General features: G+C 75.9%; 14 protein-coding genes. 6 read left to right on the forward strand and 8 right to left on the reverse strand.

Features of this window, described 5'->3' with window-relative positions; all coding sequences use genetic code 11:
* Nucleotides 1-64 precede the first annotated feature (64 nt).
* Together AC6JBM_RS12945 and AC6JBM_RS12950 are read right to left on the reverse strand one after the other, a co-directional pair.
* Nucleotides 65-1024: an isopenicillin N synthase family dioxygenase gene (locus AC6JBM_RS12945; protein ID WP_497983848.1), complete on the reverse strand. Its 960-nt coding sequence runs from the start codon at nucleotides 1022-1024 to the stop codon at nucleotides 65-67.
* A gap of 88 nt (nucleotides 1025-1112) precedes the next feature.
* Nucleotides 1113-1952, reverse strand: a complete 840-nt coding sequence (locus tag AC6JBM_RS12950) for a helix-turn-helix transcriptional regulator (protein ID WP_350624730.1) — start codon at nucleotides 1950-1952, stop codon at nucleotides 1113-1115.
* 168 nt (nucleotides 1953-2120) lie between these two features.
* Between AC6JBM_RS12950 and AC6JBM_RS12955 the strand changes: the two genes are divergently transcribed.
* Nucleotides 2121-3863: a helix-turn-helix domain-containing protein gene (locus AC6JBM_RS12955; RefSeq protein ID WP_497983849.1), complete on the forward strand. Its 1743-nt coding sequence runs from the start codon at nucleotides 2121-2123 to the stop codon at nucleotides 3861-3863.
* Nucleotides 3864-3984: 121 nt separating this feature from the next.
* Here the strand turns inward: AC6JBM_RS12955 and AC6JBM_RS12960 are convergent, their stop codons facing one another.
* The gene (locus AC6JBM_RS12960; protein ID WP_497983850.1) at nucleotides 3985-4959 is read right to left on the reverse strand and encodes a zinc-binding dehydrogenase; all 975 of its coding nucleotides are present in this window, start codon (nucleotides 4957-4959) and stop codon (nucleotides 3985-3987) included.
* A gap of 177 nt (nucleotides 4960-5136) precedes the next feature.
* On the opposite strand from AC6JBM_RS12960, the gene AC6JBM_RS12965 reads away from it, so the two are divergent.
* Genes AC6JBM_RS12965 through AC6JBM_RS12980 form a run of 4 tightly spaced genes read left to right on the forward strand, consistent with a single transcriptional unit; the run spans nucleotide 5137 to nucleotide 8819 of the window.
* A complete protein-coding gene (locus AC6JBM_RS12965; RefSeq protein ID WP_497983851.1) occupies nucleotides 5137-6027 on the forward strand; it encodes an NADP-dependent oxidoreductase in 891 nt (296 codons plus the stop codon).
* 11 nt (nucleotides 6028-6038) lie between these two features.
* Nucleotides 6039-6689 carry a hemerythrin domain-containing protein gene (locus tag AC6JBM_RS12970; protein ID WP_350624734.1) on the forward strand — a complete coding sequence of 217 codons (651 nt, stop codon included), beginning with the start codon at nucleotides 6039-6041 and terminating at the stop codon, nucleotides 6687-6689.
* Nucleotides 6690-6696: 7 nt separating this feature from the next.
* Entirely contained in the window at nucleotides 6697-7431 is a 735-nt protein-coding gene (locus AC6JBM_RS12975; protein ID WP_497983852.1) for a DUF4440 domain-containing protein, read from the forward strand.
* The gene (locus tag AC6JBM_RS12980) at nucleotides 7428-8819 is read left to right on the forward strand and encodes an MFS transporter (RefSeq protein ID WP_497983853.1); all 1392 of its coding nucleotides are present in this window, start codon (nucleotides 7428-7430) and stop codon (nucleotides 8817-8819) included. The genes AC6JBM_RS12975 and AC6JBM_RS12980 overlap by 4 nt, the downstream gene beginning before the upstream one ends.
* 4 nt (nucleotides 8820-8823) lie before the next feature.
* Here the strand turns inward: AC6JBM_RS12980 and AC6JBM_RS12985 are convergent, their stop codons facing one another.
* Nucleotides 8824-9075, reverse strand: a complete 252-nt coding sequence (locus AC6JBM_RS12985) for a hypothetical protein (RefSeq protein ID WP_497983854.1) — start codon at nucleotides 9073-9075, stop codon at nucleotides 8824-8826.
* 40 nt (nucleotides 9076-9115) lie between these two features.
* Nucleotides 9116-10120: an NAD(P)H-binding protein gene (locus tag AC6JBM_RS12990; RefSeq protein WP_497983855.1), complete on the reverse strand. Its 1005-nt coding sequence runs from the start codon at nucleotides 10118-10120 to the stop codon at nucleotides 9116-9118.
* A gap of 52 nt (nucleotides 10121-10172) precedes the next feature.
* Between AC6JBM_RS12990 and AC6JBM_RS12995 the strand changes: the two genes are divergently transcribed.
* Nucleotides 10173-11156, forward strand: a complete 984-nt coding sequence (locus AC6JBM_RS12995) for a helix-turn-helix domain-containing protein (RefSeq protein WP_497983856.1) — start codon at nucleotides 10173-10175, stop codon at nucleotides 11154-11156.
* Here AC6JBM_RS12995 and AC6JBM_RS13000 read toward each other — a convergent pair.
* From AC6JBM_RS13000 to AC6JBM_RS13010, 3 genes are read right to left on the reverse strand one after another with little or no spacing between them, the layout of a single operon-like run.
* Nucleotides 11146-12504: an aldehyde dehydrogenase family protein gene (locus tag AC6JBM_RS13000; protein WP_497983857.1), complete on the reverse strand. Its 1359-nt coding sequence runs from the start codon at nucleotides 12502-12504 to the stop codon at nucleotides 11146-11148. The genes AC6JBM_RS12995 and AC6JBM_RS13000 overlap by 11 nt on opposite strands.
* On the reverse strand, nucleotides 12504-13559 hold the full coding sequence (locus AC6JBM_RS13005) for an AMP-binding protein (protein ID WP_497983858.1): 1056 nt from the start codon (nucleotides 13557-13559) through the stop codon (nucleotides 12504-12506). Before AC6JBM_RS13005 ends, AC6JBM_RS13000 begins: the two co-directional genes overlap by 1 nt.
* Entirely contained in the window at nucleotides 13556-14335 is a 780-nt protein-coding gene (locus AC6JBM_RS13010) for an arylamine N-acetyltransferase family protein (protein WP_497983859.1), read from the reverse strand. The genes AC6JBM_RS13005 and AC6JBM_RS13010 overlap by 4 nt, the downstream gene beginning before the upstream one ends.
* Nucleotides 14336-14346: the final 11 nt, after the last annotated feature.

Consider the following 14346-nt stretch of genomic DNA (forward strand, 5'->3'; position numbering starts at 1 on the left):
GGCACCTCCTTCGGATGCGGCGCGCCGGCCCCCGGGCGTGTGGGGGCCGGCGCGGGCGGGACGCTCAGCGGACGCTGATCGCCTGGAGCTTCTCGAAGAGGTACTGCGACGCGGAGATCTCCGGGTACGCCTCCCGGCCGATCGGCGGCTCGAGCGAGGCGATGCGCGCGTCGCGGTCGCTGACGTAGAAGAAGACCAGCGACACCAGGTCCTCGTCCGGGGCGGCGGCCTGCGGCGGCAGCACCCGGTGCCGGGTGGAGCGCCAGCGGTCGCCGGTCCAGCGGGCCATGAGGTCGCCGATGTTCACGGTGAACGCGGCCGGGTCGTACGGCGCGTCCTCCCACTCGCCCTCGGGCGTGAACACCTGCAGCCCGCCGACGCCGGGCTCGCGATCGAGGACCGTGACCGTGCCGAAGTCGGTGTGCGGGCCGATGCGGAACTGCCCGTCGCCGGGCGCGCCGACCTCGCTGAGCGGGGGATAGCGGTTGATGTTCAGCGTGTACTTCGGGAAGCGCGTGTGCCGCGTGAAGTGGTCCGCCGGCAGGTCCAGCGCGGCGGCGAAGATGGTCAGCAGCTCGTCGGAGAGCGCCCGGATGCGGTCCATGTACTCGCGGGCGCTCGCCTCCAGCTCCGGCACCGCGGCCGGCCACACGTTCGCCGGATGCCAGCCGAGGTCCGAGGCCGGGTCGGCCGCCTCGACGGACGAGCCGACCGAGTACGACTCCTTCAGGTCCGGCGGCGACTCCACGCCCTCGAGGTAGCCGTTGGCCTCGGCGCCGGGCGGGATCCAGCCGCGGCCGCCGGGCGCGACGGCGAAGGGCTGCTTCTCGGCCTCCGGCAGCGCGAAGAACCGGCGGGCCGCGGCGCGGGTGCGGTCGCGCAGCTCCTGCGGGACCCCGTGCCCGGTGATCAGCAGGAAACCGGACACCTGCAGGGCCCGGTCGATCTCGGCGGCGACGGCGGCCCGGTCCGCGGGCGATCCGCTGAACCACGGCCGCAGGTCCACCAGGGGGATGCTGCTCATCGTGCTCCCTTCTTAAATTTTCTGTTACTCCTATCGGACAAGTAGTTTTTTGGGCACACGGGTGCCCCCGTGCGGCCCGGTTCGCCGCTCAGCTCGTGAACAGCTCCCGGCCCACGACGCGCAGCAGCTGCAGCTGCTCGGCGCTCTGGGTGCCCGGGCTGGGCGTGAACAGCAGCAGGTGCTGGTCCTCGGCGGGCGAGAGGAGCTGCTCGCAGTTGAGGTCGATCAGCCCGATGGTCGGGTGGACGACCCGGATGTTGCCGCTGCGGCGCACGCCGACCTCGTGGCGCTCCCACAGCTCGGCGAACTCGGGGCTGGCCGCACGCAGCCGCCGCACCAGGTCGAGGGCGGCCTGGTCGCCACTGCGGCGGGCCAGTGCCGCGCGCAGGTCCGCGGTGTGCAGGCGGCTGTAGTGCTCGCGGTCCGGCTCGGGATATGCGGCTCGCACCGACGGGTCGGTGAACCAGCGCCAGACGATGTTGCGGTTCTGCGGCTGGGTCGAGCACACGCCGCCGAAGAGCGACTCGGCCAGCGAGTTCTGGGCCAGCAGGTCGCCGATGTCGTTGAGGATCTGGGCCGGCGCGTCGGTGAGCCGGTCGAGCAGGAACAGCAGGCCCGGGCGCACGTGGTCGCCCGCGTGTCGCCCCGCGGGCGGACGGTGCCCGGCCAGCAGGTAGAGGTGGTCCCGCTCGTCGTCGTTGAGCCGCAGCGCCCGCGCCAGCGGGGCCAGCAGCTGCATCGACGGCTGCGGGCTGCGCGCCTGCTCCAGCCGCATGTAGTAGTCGGCGGACATGCCCGCGAGCTGGGCCACCTCCTCGCGGCGCAGGCCCGGCGTGCGGCGCCGCGCACCGCAGGACAGGCCCACGTCCTGCGGCTGCAGGCGCTCGCGGCAGCGGCGCAGGAAGTCGGCGAGCTCGCGACGGTTCATGTCAGCCATCATGGCCTCCCGCGGGGTGGCGTAGCCAAGGATCAGTTGTCCTAGTCAACACATCGGGTGTCCAGGATTTGTAACACGGAGCGTACTTGAGCGACTACCGGGACTGGTGTTAGCTCGAACCGGCCGACGCAGTGACGTGGGTCCATGGAGGTGTGTGCCGTGCAACCGCGTCCCGCCCCGCCCGCCGACGAGCACCGCGGGCTCGCCGCGCTCGTCGACGCCGCCCACGACCTCGCCGGCGCCGGCGACCTGGAGGCGCTCTTACCCGTCGTGGCCCGCCACGCCCGCCGCCTGCTCGGCTGCGCGCTCGCGTTCGTGGCGGTGCTCGACGACGAGCGCGCCGAGTTCGCCGTGCGCGCGGTGGACGGGCTGGCCTCGGGGCTCGCGCCGGGGCATCGCCTGCCGCGCGACGAAGGCCTCGCCGGGCCGGCCTTACGCGGCTCCGGGCCACACTGGACGTCCGGCGCCGACGGGTCGCCGGCCGAGGGTCTGCCGCCGGCGGAGGGGCTGCGGGCCGTCGTGGTCGTCCGGCTCGGGATCGGCGCCGGGCGCTTCGGGCAGCGGCCGTTCGGGGTGCTCTTCGCCGCGGACCGTCGCCCGCGCGCCTTCACCGCGGGCGAGTGCGCGCTGCTCGCCTCGTTCGCCGAGCTGGCCGGGGCCGCGATCGAGAAGGCGCGGTTGCTGGAGCGCACCGTCGCCCGGCTCTCGGGGCTGGAGAACACCACCGCGCGCACCGCCGCCCGGCTCGGCCGCTCCTGCGAGCTGCGCGCCGCCCACCACGCGCTCGTCGACCTCGCCGTCGCCGCCGGCGATCCGCAGGACCTGGTCGACGAGGCCGCCCGCCGCCTCGACGCCGCCGTCCGGCTCTGCGACGCCGACGGCCGCGCCCTGGCGACCGGCCGCGCGCCGGGCGGGGACGAGGACGGCGCGCCGCCGTGGCCCGACCAGCCGGCCGGTCCCCATCGCGAGCCCCGCGAGCTGGACAGCGGGATCTGGGCGGTGCCCGCCCTCGCCGGCGGCCGGCCGCTCGGCACCGTGCTGGTGCGGGCCGAGCGGGTCCTCGGCGCCGCCGACCGGCAGCTGCTGCCGCTGGTCGCCCAGGCGGCCGCGGTCGTGCTGCGCCAGCACGCCGGCGTCGCCGTCGAGGAGCATGCCCGCGACGACCTGCTCGACGACCTGCTGATGCACCCGCCGCGGTCCCGCCGCCGCCTGCAGCGCGCCGCCCACCGCCTCCGCCTGGACCTCGACCGGCCCCACGTCGTGCTGGCCGCCCGCCCGGAGACCCCGGACGCCGCCGCCGGCTGGGCCGTGTCGTACGTGCGCCGCATCGGCGGCGTCGGCGGGGTGCGCGACGGCCGGCTCGTCGTGGTGGCCCCCGGCGCCGACCCGGGCGCGGCCGCACGCAGCGCCGCCGAGGAGCTCTCGGCGCTGCTCGGCGCCCCGGTCACGGTCGGGGCGGCCGGACCGGTCCGCGGGGCCGCCGCCGTCGCCGCCGGGCACGTCGAGGCGCTGCGCTGCCTCGACGCGCTCACCGCGCTGGAGCTCGCCGGGCGCGGGGCCTCGGGGCGGGACCTGGGCTTCCTGGGGGTGCTGCTGTCCGACCGGCAGGGCGTCGACACGTTCGTGGACGCGGTGCTCGGGCCGGTGCTCGACCACGACCGGAGGCGGTTCACCGAGCTGACCCGGACGCTGGACGCGTACTTCGCCGCGAGCGGCAGCCCGACGAACGCGGCCGAGCGGCTGCACGTGCATCCGAACACCGTCGCGCGCCGCCTCGAGCGGGTGAAGGAGCTGCTCGGCCCGGACTGGCAGCGGCCGATCCAGGCGCTGGACCTGCAGCTCGCCCTGCGCCTGTTCCGCCTGCGCGACACCCTGTCGGGCGGTGCGGAGGCCAAAGCGTGAGCAGAGGTACCGGCGTGAGCAGAGGTACAGGCGTGAGCGGCTTCGGCCGCGCCACGGCGGACGCCGGGATTCCTGACGGGAGCAACGGTCGTGCGCCCGACGGACCGGAGCAGAAAACGGCTCAGGGACGAAGGACCACCCGGCGCCCGCGCAGCTCGCCCCGTTCGATCATGCGGTGCGCCTCCGCGGTGGCCGACAGCGGCAGCTCCACCGTCGCCCGCGGGCGCAGCCGGCCCGCGGCCAGCAGCCGGTTGATCGTCACCGCCGCCTCCGCGAGCTCGGCCGCGGTCGCGTGCGAGATGACGAACCCGGTCACCGTGCGGTCGTGCATGTAGAGCGCGCCGGCGGGCAGCACCGGCCGCGTCCCGGCGCCGGCCAGCAGCACCGCGCGGCCGCGGAACGCCAGCCGCTCCACGATCCTCTCGAGGTCGTTGCGGCCCGCCGTGTCCAGATACACGTCGACACCGCCCGGGCACGCCTCCGCCAGCCGCGCGTCCAGGTCCGCGGCGCGATAGTCGAGGACCTCGGCGGCGCCCAGCGCCGCGCAGTGCTCGGCGTCGCGCGCCGACGCGATCGCCACGACCCGGGCGCCCGCCTCCGCGGCCAGCACGACCAGCGCGGCCCCGACGTTGCCGGCCGCGCCCGCCACGACGACCGTCTCACCCGGTCGCAGCCGCCCGTGGGTGAACAGCCCGAGGTAGGCGGTGCCGGCCGGATGCACCATGGTCACCGCGGTCTGCGGGGCGACGGCGGGCGGCAGGCGGTACAGCCGCTCGACCGGCACGACCGCGAGCTCGGCGTTGGCCCCCTGCCGGCCCGCGTGGCCGAGGCTGTTGCACCACACCGCGTCGCCGGGCGCGAACCCGGGCGCCCCCGCACCGGCCGCCACGACCACCCCGGCCAGGTCGCGGCCGACCACGAACGGCATCGGCAGGAGCGTGCGGAACAGCCCCGAGCGCACGAACGTGTCGACCGGGTTGACCGTCGTCGCCCGCACCTCGACCAGCACGTCGGTCGGGCCCGGGACGGGATCGGCCAGCTCGCCGAAGCGGATGACGTCCGGCGTTCCTAGCTCGTGCAGGTAAGCGGCGCGCATGAGCCCCGATTCTGCGCCGGGCCCGCTCGGCCGCCAACCCGGTCGCGCGTGTTTCGTCAGGTTCACCCGCTCAGCCCAGGGTTGGCGATCCTAGGCAGAACCGTCCGATTCACACCCGGCCCCGCCGGTGCCACGGTCGTCTTGTCCGGATTCGACAAGACTGTTCAAGGAGTGACCATGGCCCGTGTCGTGCGGTTCGACCGCTTCGGCGGCCCCGACGTCCTGCAGGTGACCGACGAGCCGGCGCCGGTGCCGGGCGAGGGAGAGGTGCTCGTCCGCGTCCGCGCCGCCGGGCTGAACCCGGTCGAGTCGGGCATCCGCGGCGGGTTTCTCGACAAGGTGTACCCCACCACGTTCCCGTCCCGCCAGGGCCGCGACGTCGCCGGCGTCGTGGAGGGGACCGGCCGCGAGGTCATCGGCTGGACCGACGAGCGCGGCACCCACGCCGAGCTCGTCGCCGTCCCCGCGAGCCACCTGACCGACCGCCCCGCCGGCGTGCCGTGGGAGGTCGCCGGAGCCCTCTACACCGCGGGCGCCGCCGCCTACGCCGCCGTTCGCGCGATCAGCGCCGGCACCGGCGACACGGTCGTCGTCGCGGGCGCCGCCGGCGGGGTCGGCACGATCGCGGTACAGCTCGCCCGGCTCGCCGGCGCCACCGTCGTCGGCCTGGCCGGCGAGGACCACCACGAGTGGCTGCGCGCCCACGGGGTCGTGCCGGTCGCCTACGGCGACGGCGTCGAGGAGCGCGTCCGCGCCGCGGCCGGCGAGAAGGTGGACGCGTTCATCGACGCGTTCGGCGCCGACTACGTCGACCTCGCGCTGCGCCTCGGCGTCCAGCCGGACCGGATCGACACCCTCATCAACTTCGCCGCCGTCGCCCAGCACGGCGTGAAGGCCCAGGGCAGCAACGACGCGTCCCGGCCCGAGGTCCTGGCCGAGCTGGCCGCCCTCGTCGCCGACGGGCGTCTCGAGGTGCCGGTGCGGGCGTTCCCGCTGGAGCGCATCGCCGAGGCCTATGAGCTGCTCGAGCGCCGGCACACCCTCGGCAAGCTCGTCGTCGTCCCGTAAGGAGCCCGATCGTGTCCGAGACCCTCGACCCGTGGGGGATGGCCTGGGTGCACCAGGTGTACCGCCGCGAACTGCGCCTCCTCGCCGGCCTCGTCGCCGGCGTCGCCGACGGTGACCGCGAGCGCGCCGCGATCGTCGCCGAGCACCTGGCCGACATCACCGGCTCGCTGCACGAGCACCACGTCGGCGAGGACGAGCTGCTGTGGCCGCCGCTGCTGCGCCGGGCCCGCCCGCACGCCGAGCTGGTGCACCGCATGGAGCGCCAGCACGATGAGCTGCACGGGCTGCTGCAGGAGGCCGCGGCGCTGGGGCCGGTCTGGCGGGCCTCCGCCGCCGCGGCCGACCGGGACCGCCTCGCCGACGTCGTGGCCCGGATCTCGAAGGTGACCGACGAGCACCTCGCCGACGAGGAGGAGCACGTCCTGCCGCTGATCCGCGAGCACATCACCCCGTCGGAGTGGCAGGCGTTCGAGCTGCGCGGCCACGCCTCCATCCCGCCGGAGAAGGCGCTGGTCTTCCTCGGCATCGGCCTGCAGGACGCCACCGACCACGAGCGGGCGCAGTTCACCGGCGGTCTCCCGCCGGAGGTGCTGGGGTTCTGGGAGGGCGAGGGGCGCGTGCGGTACGAGTCCTGGCGCGCCGCCCTGCTCGGCACGGCCTGACCGCGCCATGGGCATCCGGCTCGACCACACGTTCATCCCCGCCCGTGACCCGTTGCGCTCCGCGCTCGACCTCGCCGGGATCCTCGGCCTGGGCGAGCCGGAGCGCTCCGGCCCGTTCCCGGCGGTGCGCCTCGCCGACGGGCTGCTGCTCGAGTTCGCCCCGGCCGACGGCGCCGTGCCCGGCCTGCACTACGCGTTCGAGGTCAGCGCCGGCGAGCGGGACGCGATCCTGGCCCGGCTGCGGGCGGCGGGCCGGCCGTTCTGGGCGGGCCCGCTGCACTACGGCCCCGGCGTCGTCAACCACCGCGGCTTCTACTTCGACAGCCTCGACGGGCACAGCCTCGAGGTCGTCGTCCGAGCGCGGCGGGGCGGTGCGGCCGATCCGCGCGAGCTGGCCGCGGCGGTCGCCCGCGCCTACGCCGAGCGGGACGTCGAGGCCGCCCTGCGGCTCTTCGAACCCGCCGCGCTGCTCGCGACCCGGCCCGGCGAGACCGTCACCGGCGGCGCCCTGCGCGACGCGATCGCCGGGTTTCTCGCCGGGATACGCCACATCGACATCCGTGTCCGGCACATCTACGAGGCCGACGGCATCGCCCTGATCCTCACCGACCACGTCACCGAGCTCGACGGCCCCGGCGGGGAGCCGGTCGCGGTCACCGGCACGGCCACCGACGTGGCCCGCCGCGGCCCCGACGGCCGGTGGCGCTACCTGCTCGACAATCCGTCCGGAGGGTCGTCATGACCACTGCACCACGCCGCCGGGGCGGGCTCCTGCTCGCCCTGCTCGGCCTCGCCCAGCTCATCACGTCCATCGACTACAACATCGTCTACGTGGCCCTGCCCCGCATCGGCGCCGACCTCGGGTTCTCGGCGCAGAACCTGCAGTGGGTGGTCAGCGCGTACGCGGTCGCCTTCGGCGGCTTCCTGCTGCTCGGCGGCCGCGCCGCGGACCTGCTCGGCCGGCGCCGGGTCTTCGTCGCCGGGCTGGCGCTCTACGCGGTCGCCTCGCTCGCGGGCGGCCTCGCCGGCCACGCGGGGCTGCTCGTCGCCGCCCGGGCCGTGCAGGGCCTCGGCGGCGCGCTGCTCTTCCCGGCGACGCTCGCGCTGGTCGCGACCTCGTTCGAGGAGGGCCGCGAGCGCAACCGGGCGTTCTCCGTCTGGGCGGCCGCCGGCGCCGGCGGCATGGTGCTCGGCTCGCTGCTCGGCGGCGTGCTCACCGAGGCGTTCGGCTGGGCCGCGGTGTTCTACGTCAACGTTCCGCTCGCCGCCGCCGCGGTCGCCGGGGCCGTGCTGCTGCTGCCCGCCGACGGCCCGCGCGCGGCCGGACGCTTCGACGTCGCCGGCGCGCTCACCGCCACCGCCGGGGTCACGCTCATCGTGTTCACCCTCGTGCAGGGCCCGGTGCTGGGCTGGGCCTCGCCGCCCCTGCTGGCCTCGGCGGCCGGCGGCGTGGTGCTGCTCGCCGCGTTCCTGGCGATCGAGTCCCGCTCGGGGTCGCCGCTGATGCCGCTGCGCCTGTTCGCCAATCGCAACCTCAGCACCGGGGTGGTCCTGACCCTGCTGTTCATGGCGACGTTCGGGACGCTGCTGTACTTCCTGACCGTCCACTTCCAGCGCGTGCTCGGCTACTCGGCGCTGCAGACCGGCCTCGCCTACGTGATCCCGATGGCCGCGGGCGCGGCCGGCTCCCTGGCCGGGGGCCGGCTCGCGCTGCGCTTCGGCAACCGCGCCACGCTGGTGACGAGCCTGCTCGTGGGCTCGGTGGCGACCCTGGCGCTGGGCCTCGGCATCGGCGCGGGCGGCTCCTACCTGGCGCTGCTGCCGTCGATGGTGGTGCTCAACCTGGCCCAGGGCGTCATCTACACCACGATGTTCGCCGCGGCGACGACGGGCACGGCCCTGTTCGACCAGGGCATCGCGTCGGGGATCGTGTCGACGGGCCAGCAGGTCGGCTCGGCGGTGGGCCTGGCCGCGCTGGTCGCGGTCGCGAACGCGGGCGCGGGTGGCCCGGCCGGGCTGCGCGACGCGGTGGTGATCGCCGCGATCGGCATCCTGCTGACCGTGCTGGTGGGCCTGAACTTCCGCCGCTCCACGGCCCCGGCCGAGGATGAGCCGCTCGTGAGCGCCTGACGGCTCAGCCGCGGGAGCGGCGGGCGAGGTGCCGGGCCCGCACGCGGGCCTGGGTGAGGCGTGCCGCCAGGCGGCGCTGCTTGGCCATGCCCCGCTCCGTGCGGTAGTAGCACTGCGGCGGCTGCAGGCGAGCGATCCGCTCCTGGTATCGCAGGCCCGGCCGGGGCGAGGTCATGATCGGCCAGGCCGCCGCTCGCACGGCGAGGTCGTCGGCGGTCCACGGCATCAGCAACTGCGGCCAGCGGTCGGCGAACATGGTGCGCATTCTGCCGCCGCGGCGCCGCCCGCGCGACCCTTTATGCCGAGACGGCGATGTCCGGGGCCAGCGCGGCCAGGAAGTCCGCCGCGTCGAACATGGCGCCCGCCGACGCCGCGCCCGTCGTGCGGGTGCGGCCGGTCAGGATGCGGGTGACGGCCTCCACGGCGAGCGGCGCGGTGACGGCGTAGATGTCCCGGCCGGTCGCCGAGGCGCGGCGCTGTTCCGAGCCGCGGTACACCACCGCGTCGACGACGAAGGACTGGGCGGAGCGGCCGCTCGCGTCGGCCGCGACCGGGGCCGGCGTGTCCGGTGCGGCCAGGTCCCGGGCCGCCTCGACCGCCATGGAGGTGCGCACCTCGAGCACGGCGAGATGGCTGGGCACGGTCACGAGGTCGGCCATCGAGAACTCGGCGACGACGTCCCGCGCGCCGGTCGGGGGCGGGAAGGTCCAGCGCTCGATCCGGGGCTGGTCGTCGTGGTACTCGAGGCGGCCGCCGGTGTAGCGGACCCGGCGGCCGCCGCGGCGCCGGTGGGACACCTCGCCCGCCGCCCGCGTGCCGGCCGTCGGGTGCCAGCTGTCCAGGCCGTAGGCCACGTGCACGCGGTCGGCGTCGGCCCAGTCGCCCATCGCCGCGGTGACCAGCAGGTCGCCCAGGCCGCCGTAGAACGCCATCGCCGGCGCGATCGGCAGGGGCCGGCCGGCGTACCGGCGGAAGGTGTCGGCGTTGGCCTCGATCTCGGCGGCCACGTCCACGTACGGAATCCGGGCACGCAGTGCCGCCTCGATGACCGGGCCGGCCGTCGCGGCGAACGGGCCGGCGCAGTTGATCACAGCGGCGGAGCCGGCCAGGGCGCGGTCCAGCGCCGCGGGGTCGTCGACGGCGGCCGGGCGCACGTCGAGGCCCGGCGCGGCCGTGAGGCGGCTCGGGTCGCGGCCGGCGAGCACGGGGACGAGGCCGCGCGCGAGGAGGTGCGCCGTGACGAACCGGCCCGTGTGCCCGGACGCGCCGTAGACGGTCACGGGAGTGCCTGCGAGATCCATGCGTTCATCGTGCCGACCGGCGGCGGGCAGCGTGAGCGTCGGAAACGACGAGATGCGTACAGTTTCGGACGTGAGCACAGTGGCGGTGGCCGTGGCCGACGGGGTCCTGCACTTCGAGCTGGCGCTGGCCTACGAGCTGTTCGGCTCGGCCGCGCCGGTGCCGGTCGCGGACTGGTACGAGGTCGTCATCTGCGGTGCGGCGCCGGTGCGGGCCGATGGGCGCTTCCTGCTGGAGCCCGACGCCGGGCTCGACCGGCTGGCCCGGGCCGGCACCGTGATCGTGCCCGGCTGGGCGGAGCTGGACGCCGACCCGCCCGCGGACCTCGTCGCGGCCGTCCGGGCGGCGCACGAGGCCGGCGCGCGGGTGGCGTCGCTGTGCACCGGGGCGTTCGTGCTCGCCGCGGCCGGGCTGCTGGACGGGCGGCGGGCCACGACGCACTGGCAGTACGCCGGGGCGCTCGCCGCCCGCTATCCCCGCGTCGAGGTCGACCCGGACGTGCTCTACGTCGACGAGGGCAGCGTGCTCACCTCCGCCGGCAAGGCCGCCGCGCTGGACCTCTGCCTGCACCTGGTCCGCCGCGACCACGGCGCGGCCGTCGCCAACGCCGTGGCCCGGCGGCTCGTGGTGCCCCCGCACCGGCCGGGCGGGCAGGCCCAGTTCGTCGCCACCCCGATGCCGCCGCCGCGGGACCGCCCCCTCGCCGCGCTGCTCGCCTGGGCGTCGCAGCGGCTGCACGAGCCGCTGACCGTGGAGGACCTGGCCCGCCGGGCCAACCTGAGCAGCCGCCACCTCGCCCGGCACTTCCGGGCGGCGACGGGGACCACGCCGCTGCGGTGGCTGCTGACCGAGCGCATCCGGCGGGCGCAGGAGTTGCTGGAGCACACCGACGACGGCCTCGACGCGATCGCCGCCGCCACCGGCCTGGGCACCGCGGCCACGCTGCGCCGGCACTTCCACCGGGTCGTGGGGGTGGCGCCGGGGGAGTACCGCCGCACCTTCCGCGACCGTCGCGACGCGGCCGGGCTCAGCGGATGACGGTCTTGGTGCGCATCAGGAAGTCGGCCAGGTAGCCGTCGTGCGGGACGCCCGGGCGCAGCCAGTGGGTCGGGTGGTCGCCGACGTAGACGTTCGCGATGGTCGGCTCGTCCAGCAGGTCGTCCACCAGGCGGTCGTCGCCGGTGAAGACGGTCAGCACCAGGGAGTCGCGCAGCGGGGCCAGGCCGTCCGCCGGGGACCACGGGGCCACCCACACGCACGGGAACGGCACCTCCACGCGCAGCTGGCGGGCGTCCGCGCGCGGGGCCTGGAAGACCGCCGGGCGCAGCACCGCGCTGCCGTCGCCCAGGTCGTCGGCGATGCCGGTGCCGCCCAGCCAGGGGACGGTACCGGCGGACTGGGCGAGCACGAAGGACGACAGGGCCCGGGCGCCCTCGAGGGACTGGACCGGCAGCACCGCCTTCGGGTCCTGCGGCGGGAGGCTGGGCAGCGCGGCCAGGCGCTCGGCGAGGGCGCGGGCGAGCGGGGCCGGGTCGCCGTCGACGAGCACGGCCGTCGCGTTGATGCACGCCACCCCGCCCTGGCCGGCGACCGAGTCGACGATCGTGTCGAGGTGCCGGCGCCAGTCCGTGCCCGCGGTGAGCAGGATCTTCGCGCGGCCGGGGCCCTGCGGCAGGATCGTGGTGCCCGCGTATTTCGCGACCACGTCGTCGCCGCCGTACACCAGGCCGAGGTCGGCGCCCCGCAGCAGCTCCCCGGCCGCGTCGTGGTCGGTGGGCAGCAGTGCCACGTGCGCGCCGAGGCCCGCCGCGTGCAGGGCGGTGACGAGCCGGTGCGGGGTCAGCGGCTCGCGCCGCGACGGGCGGACCGCCACCCGGTAGCCCAGCGCCACCGCCTCCAGCCACAGCCCGTGCGGGCCAGGATGGTTGCCGGCCGCGTGCACGCCGAAGACGGCGCCGCGGCGGGTCCACACCGCGCTGCCGTCCCGGGTGCGCGGATCGCGCCAGTCGCCGGCGGCCCCGGCCGGTCGGGGCAGGCCGGTGGTCTCCCCGGCCCGTGCGGCGGTCTCGGCGATGGACGCGGTCGCGGCCTGCACGACCGTCAGCGGCACCCCGGACACCCGCGCCACCGCCCGCTCGTACTCGGCGAAGGACAGCCCGGCGATCTCGTCCCCGGTGAAGTGCCGGGCGGCCGCGGCCAGCGCCGCGATCCGCTCCTCGTAGGGCAGCGGGCGCACCGGCCGCAGCGCCGCCAGGGTCCGGCTCACGTACAGCCGCGGCACCAGGCTCAGCGACGCGACGGGAGCGCCGGTCACGTCGGGGACGGTGAGCGTCCGGCGCGCGCGGTACGGCCCGCGCGGGCCCAGCGCGTCCAGCGCGACGGCCATCAGTACACCCCCTCGATGACGACCTCGTCGTCGAACGTGGCCACCGGCGCGACGTCCGCGACCGAGTCGCCCACCTGCCCGTCGACGCCGGCGACGCGGGTCGCGTAGTCGCGCTCGAGGTTGTTGGGCAGCAGGAAGCTCCGGCTCACGTGGTGCATCACGACCTGGCCGCGCTCGCCGAGCGCGACGGGCTCGCCGGTGCCCGGGTCCACGACGCGGAAGCTCATGTGCGGGGAGAACGGGTCGTACACGCACGGGTCGTCGTCGCCGAGCCCGGGCCGCTCGCTGGCGTTGCCCAGGATCATGGTGGAGCCGAAGCCGCTGTACAGCACCACGCCGGGAAACACCTCGGTGCGGTACAGGCGGCGGGTGTCGGGGTCCATCTGCGTGCCGACCCAGTTGATGGCGCGCACCTTCGCGTTGACGAGCTTGACGAGGTCGTCGCGGCGCGCCAGCCGCTCCAGCACCGGCGGCGTGATCATGAGCACGCCGACGTCCTGGCTGTGCAGGACGTGCGCGACCTGCTCGACGAGGTGCTCGCCGTAGGCCGCGGCCGCGGCGGTGTCGCCCGCGGCCACGAGCCGCTTCACCCAGCGCGGGTCGAGGTCGACGGTGAACGTGAGCCCGCCGCGCAGGGCCGCCTGCCGGGCGATGACCGGCCCGACCATGTGCGGGCCGGACGGGACCACGGAGAGCCAGTTGACGCCGTGCGGCACGCCGTGGCGGTCCAGCTGCTCGCTGCTCCAGGCGAGCAGCTCGTCGAGCCACTCGGTCAGCAGCACCACCCGCTTCGGCGCGCCGGTGGTGCCGCCGCTGTCGAAGACGCCGAAGACGTCGGGGCGGGGGCCGAACCCTCGCGGAATCAGGTCCTCGACCCGGGCCGTGCGCAGCTCGCCGGCGACGTTCGGGAAGCGGCCCAGGTCGTCGAAGCCGGCGATGTCGGCGATCGGGTCGAAGCCCAGCGAGCCGGCCCGCTCCAGCCAGAACGGCGAACCGGTCGCGGGGGAGAAGTGCCAGCGCAGCATCGCGCGGAGGTATTCGTCGGGGTGGGTCACGATCGGCTCCCGGGCGTGTCGTCGAGGATGACGCCGGCGGCCGTGGCGAGCGGGTCGCGGGGCAGCCGGTCGAGGTCGATGCCGAAGTGCTTGCGGTAGGCGGCGAACACGGCCGCGTCGTCGGTGAGCTCGGTGGCGGTGCCGTCGACGGTCAGCCGGCGGCCGCGCAGCGTGGCCCGGCCGGTCTCGGTGGGCAGCGAGCAGAACACGTCCTGCAGGAACGGCGAGTCAGGGCTGGTGCGCCACCACCACAGGGTCGGCCGGAAGTCGTCGAGCTCGGCGGGGCGGTCGTCGACGCGGTACAGCGGCCGGTCGTCGCACGTCACCTCGCCGTCGCGGACGCGGTAGACGCCGTGCGGGTCGGCCTGGGGCCCGGGATCGTCGAGCCGCAGCGGACGGCGGCTGTTGCGGCCGAAGCCGGTGTCGACCAGCCACGGCACCCCGCCGACGGTGACCCGCAGCGCGAGGTGGCAGTACGGCGGGCCGAGGCCGCCGGGCCGGAACACCCGCCCGGGCAGGATCGCCACATCGTAGCCGAGCGCGGTGAGCAGGAGCCCGAACGCGGGGTTGGTCTCGTAGCAGCCGCCGCCGCGCCGCCGCCGGACGATCTTGTCGACGACCGGGCCGCCGAGGTGGATCTCCTCGTCCAGGTGGTAGCCGAGGTTCTCGAACGGCACCGTCAGCACGTGGCGCTCCTGCAGGTGCCGCAGGCCGTCGAGGTCGGGCCGGGCCGGGCGAGCCGCGCCGATGCGGTGGAGGTACTCGTCGACTTCCATGCGGTACACCT

It is taken from the genome of Dactylosporangium thailandense (genome assembly GCF_059739745.1).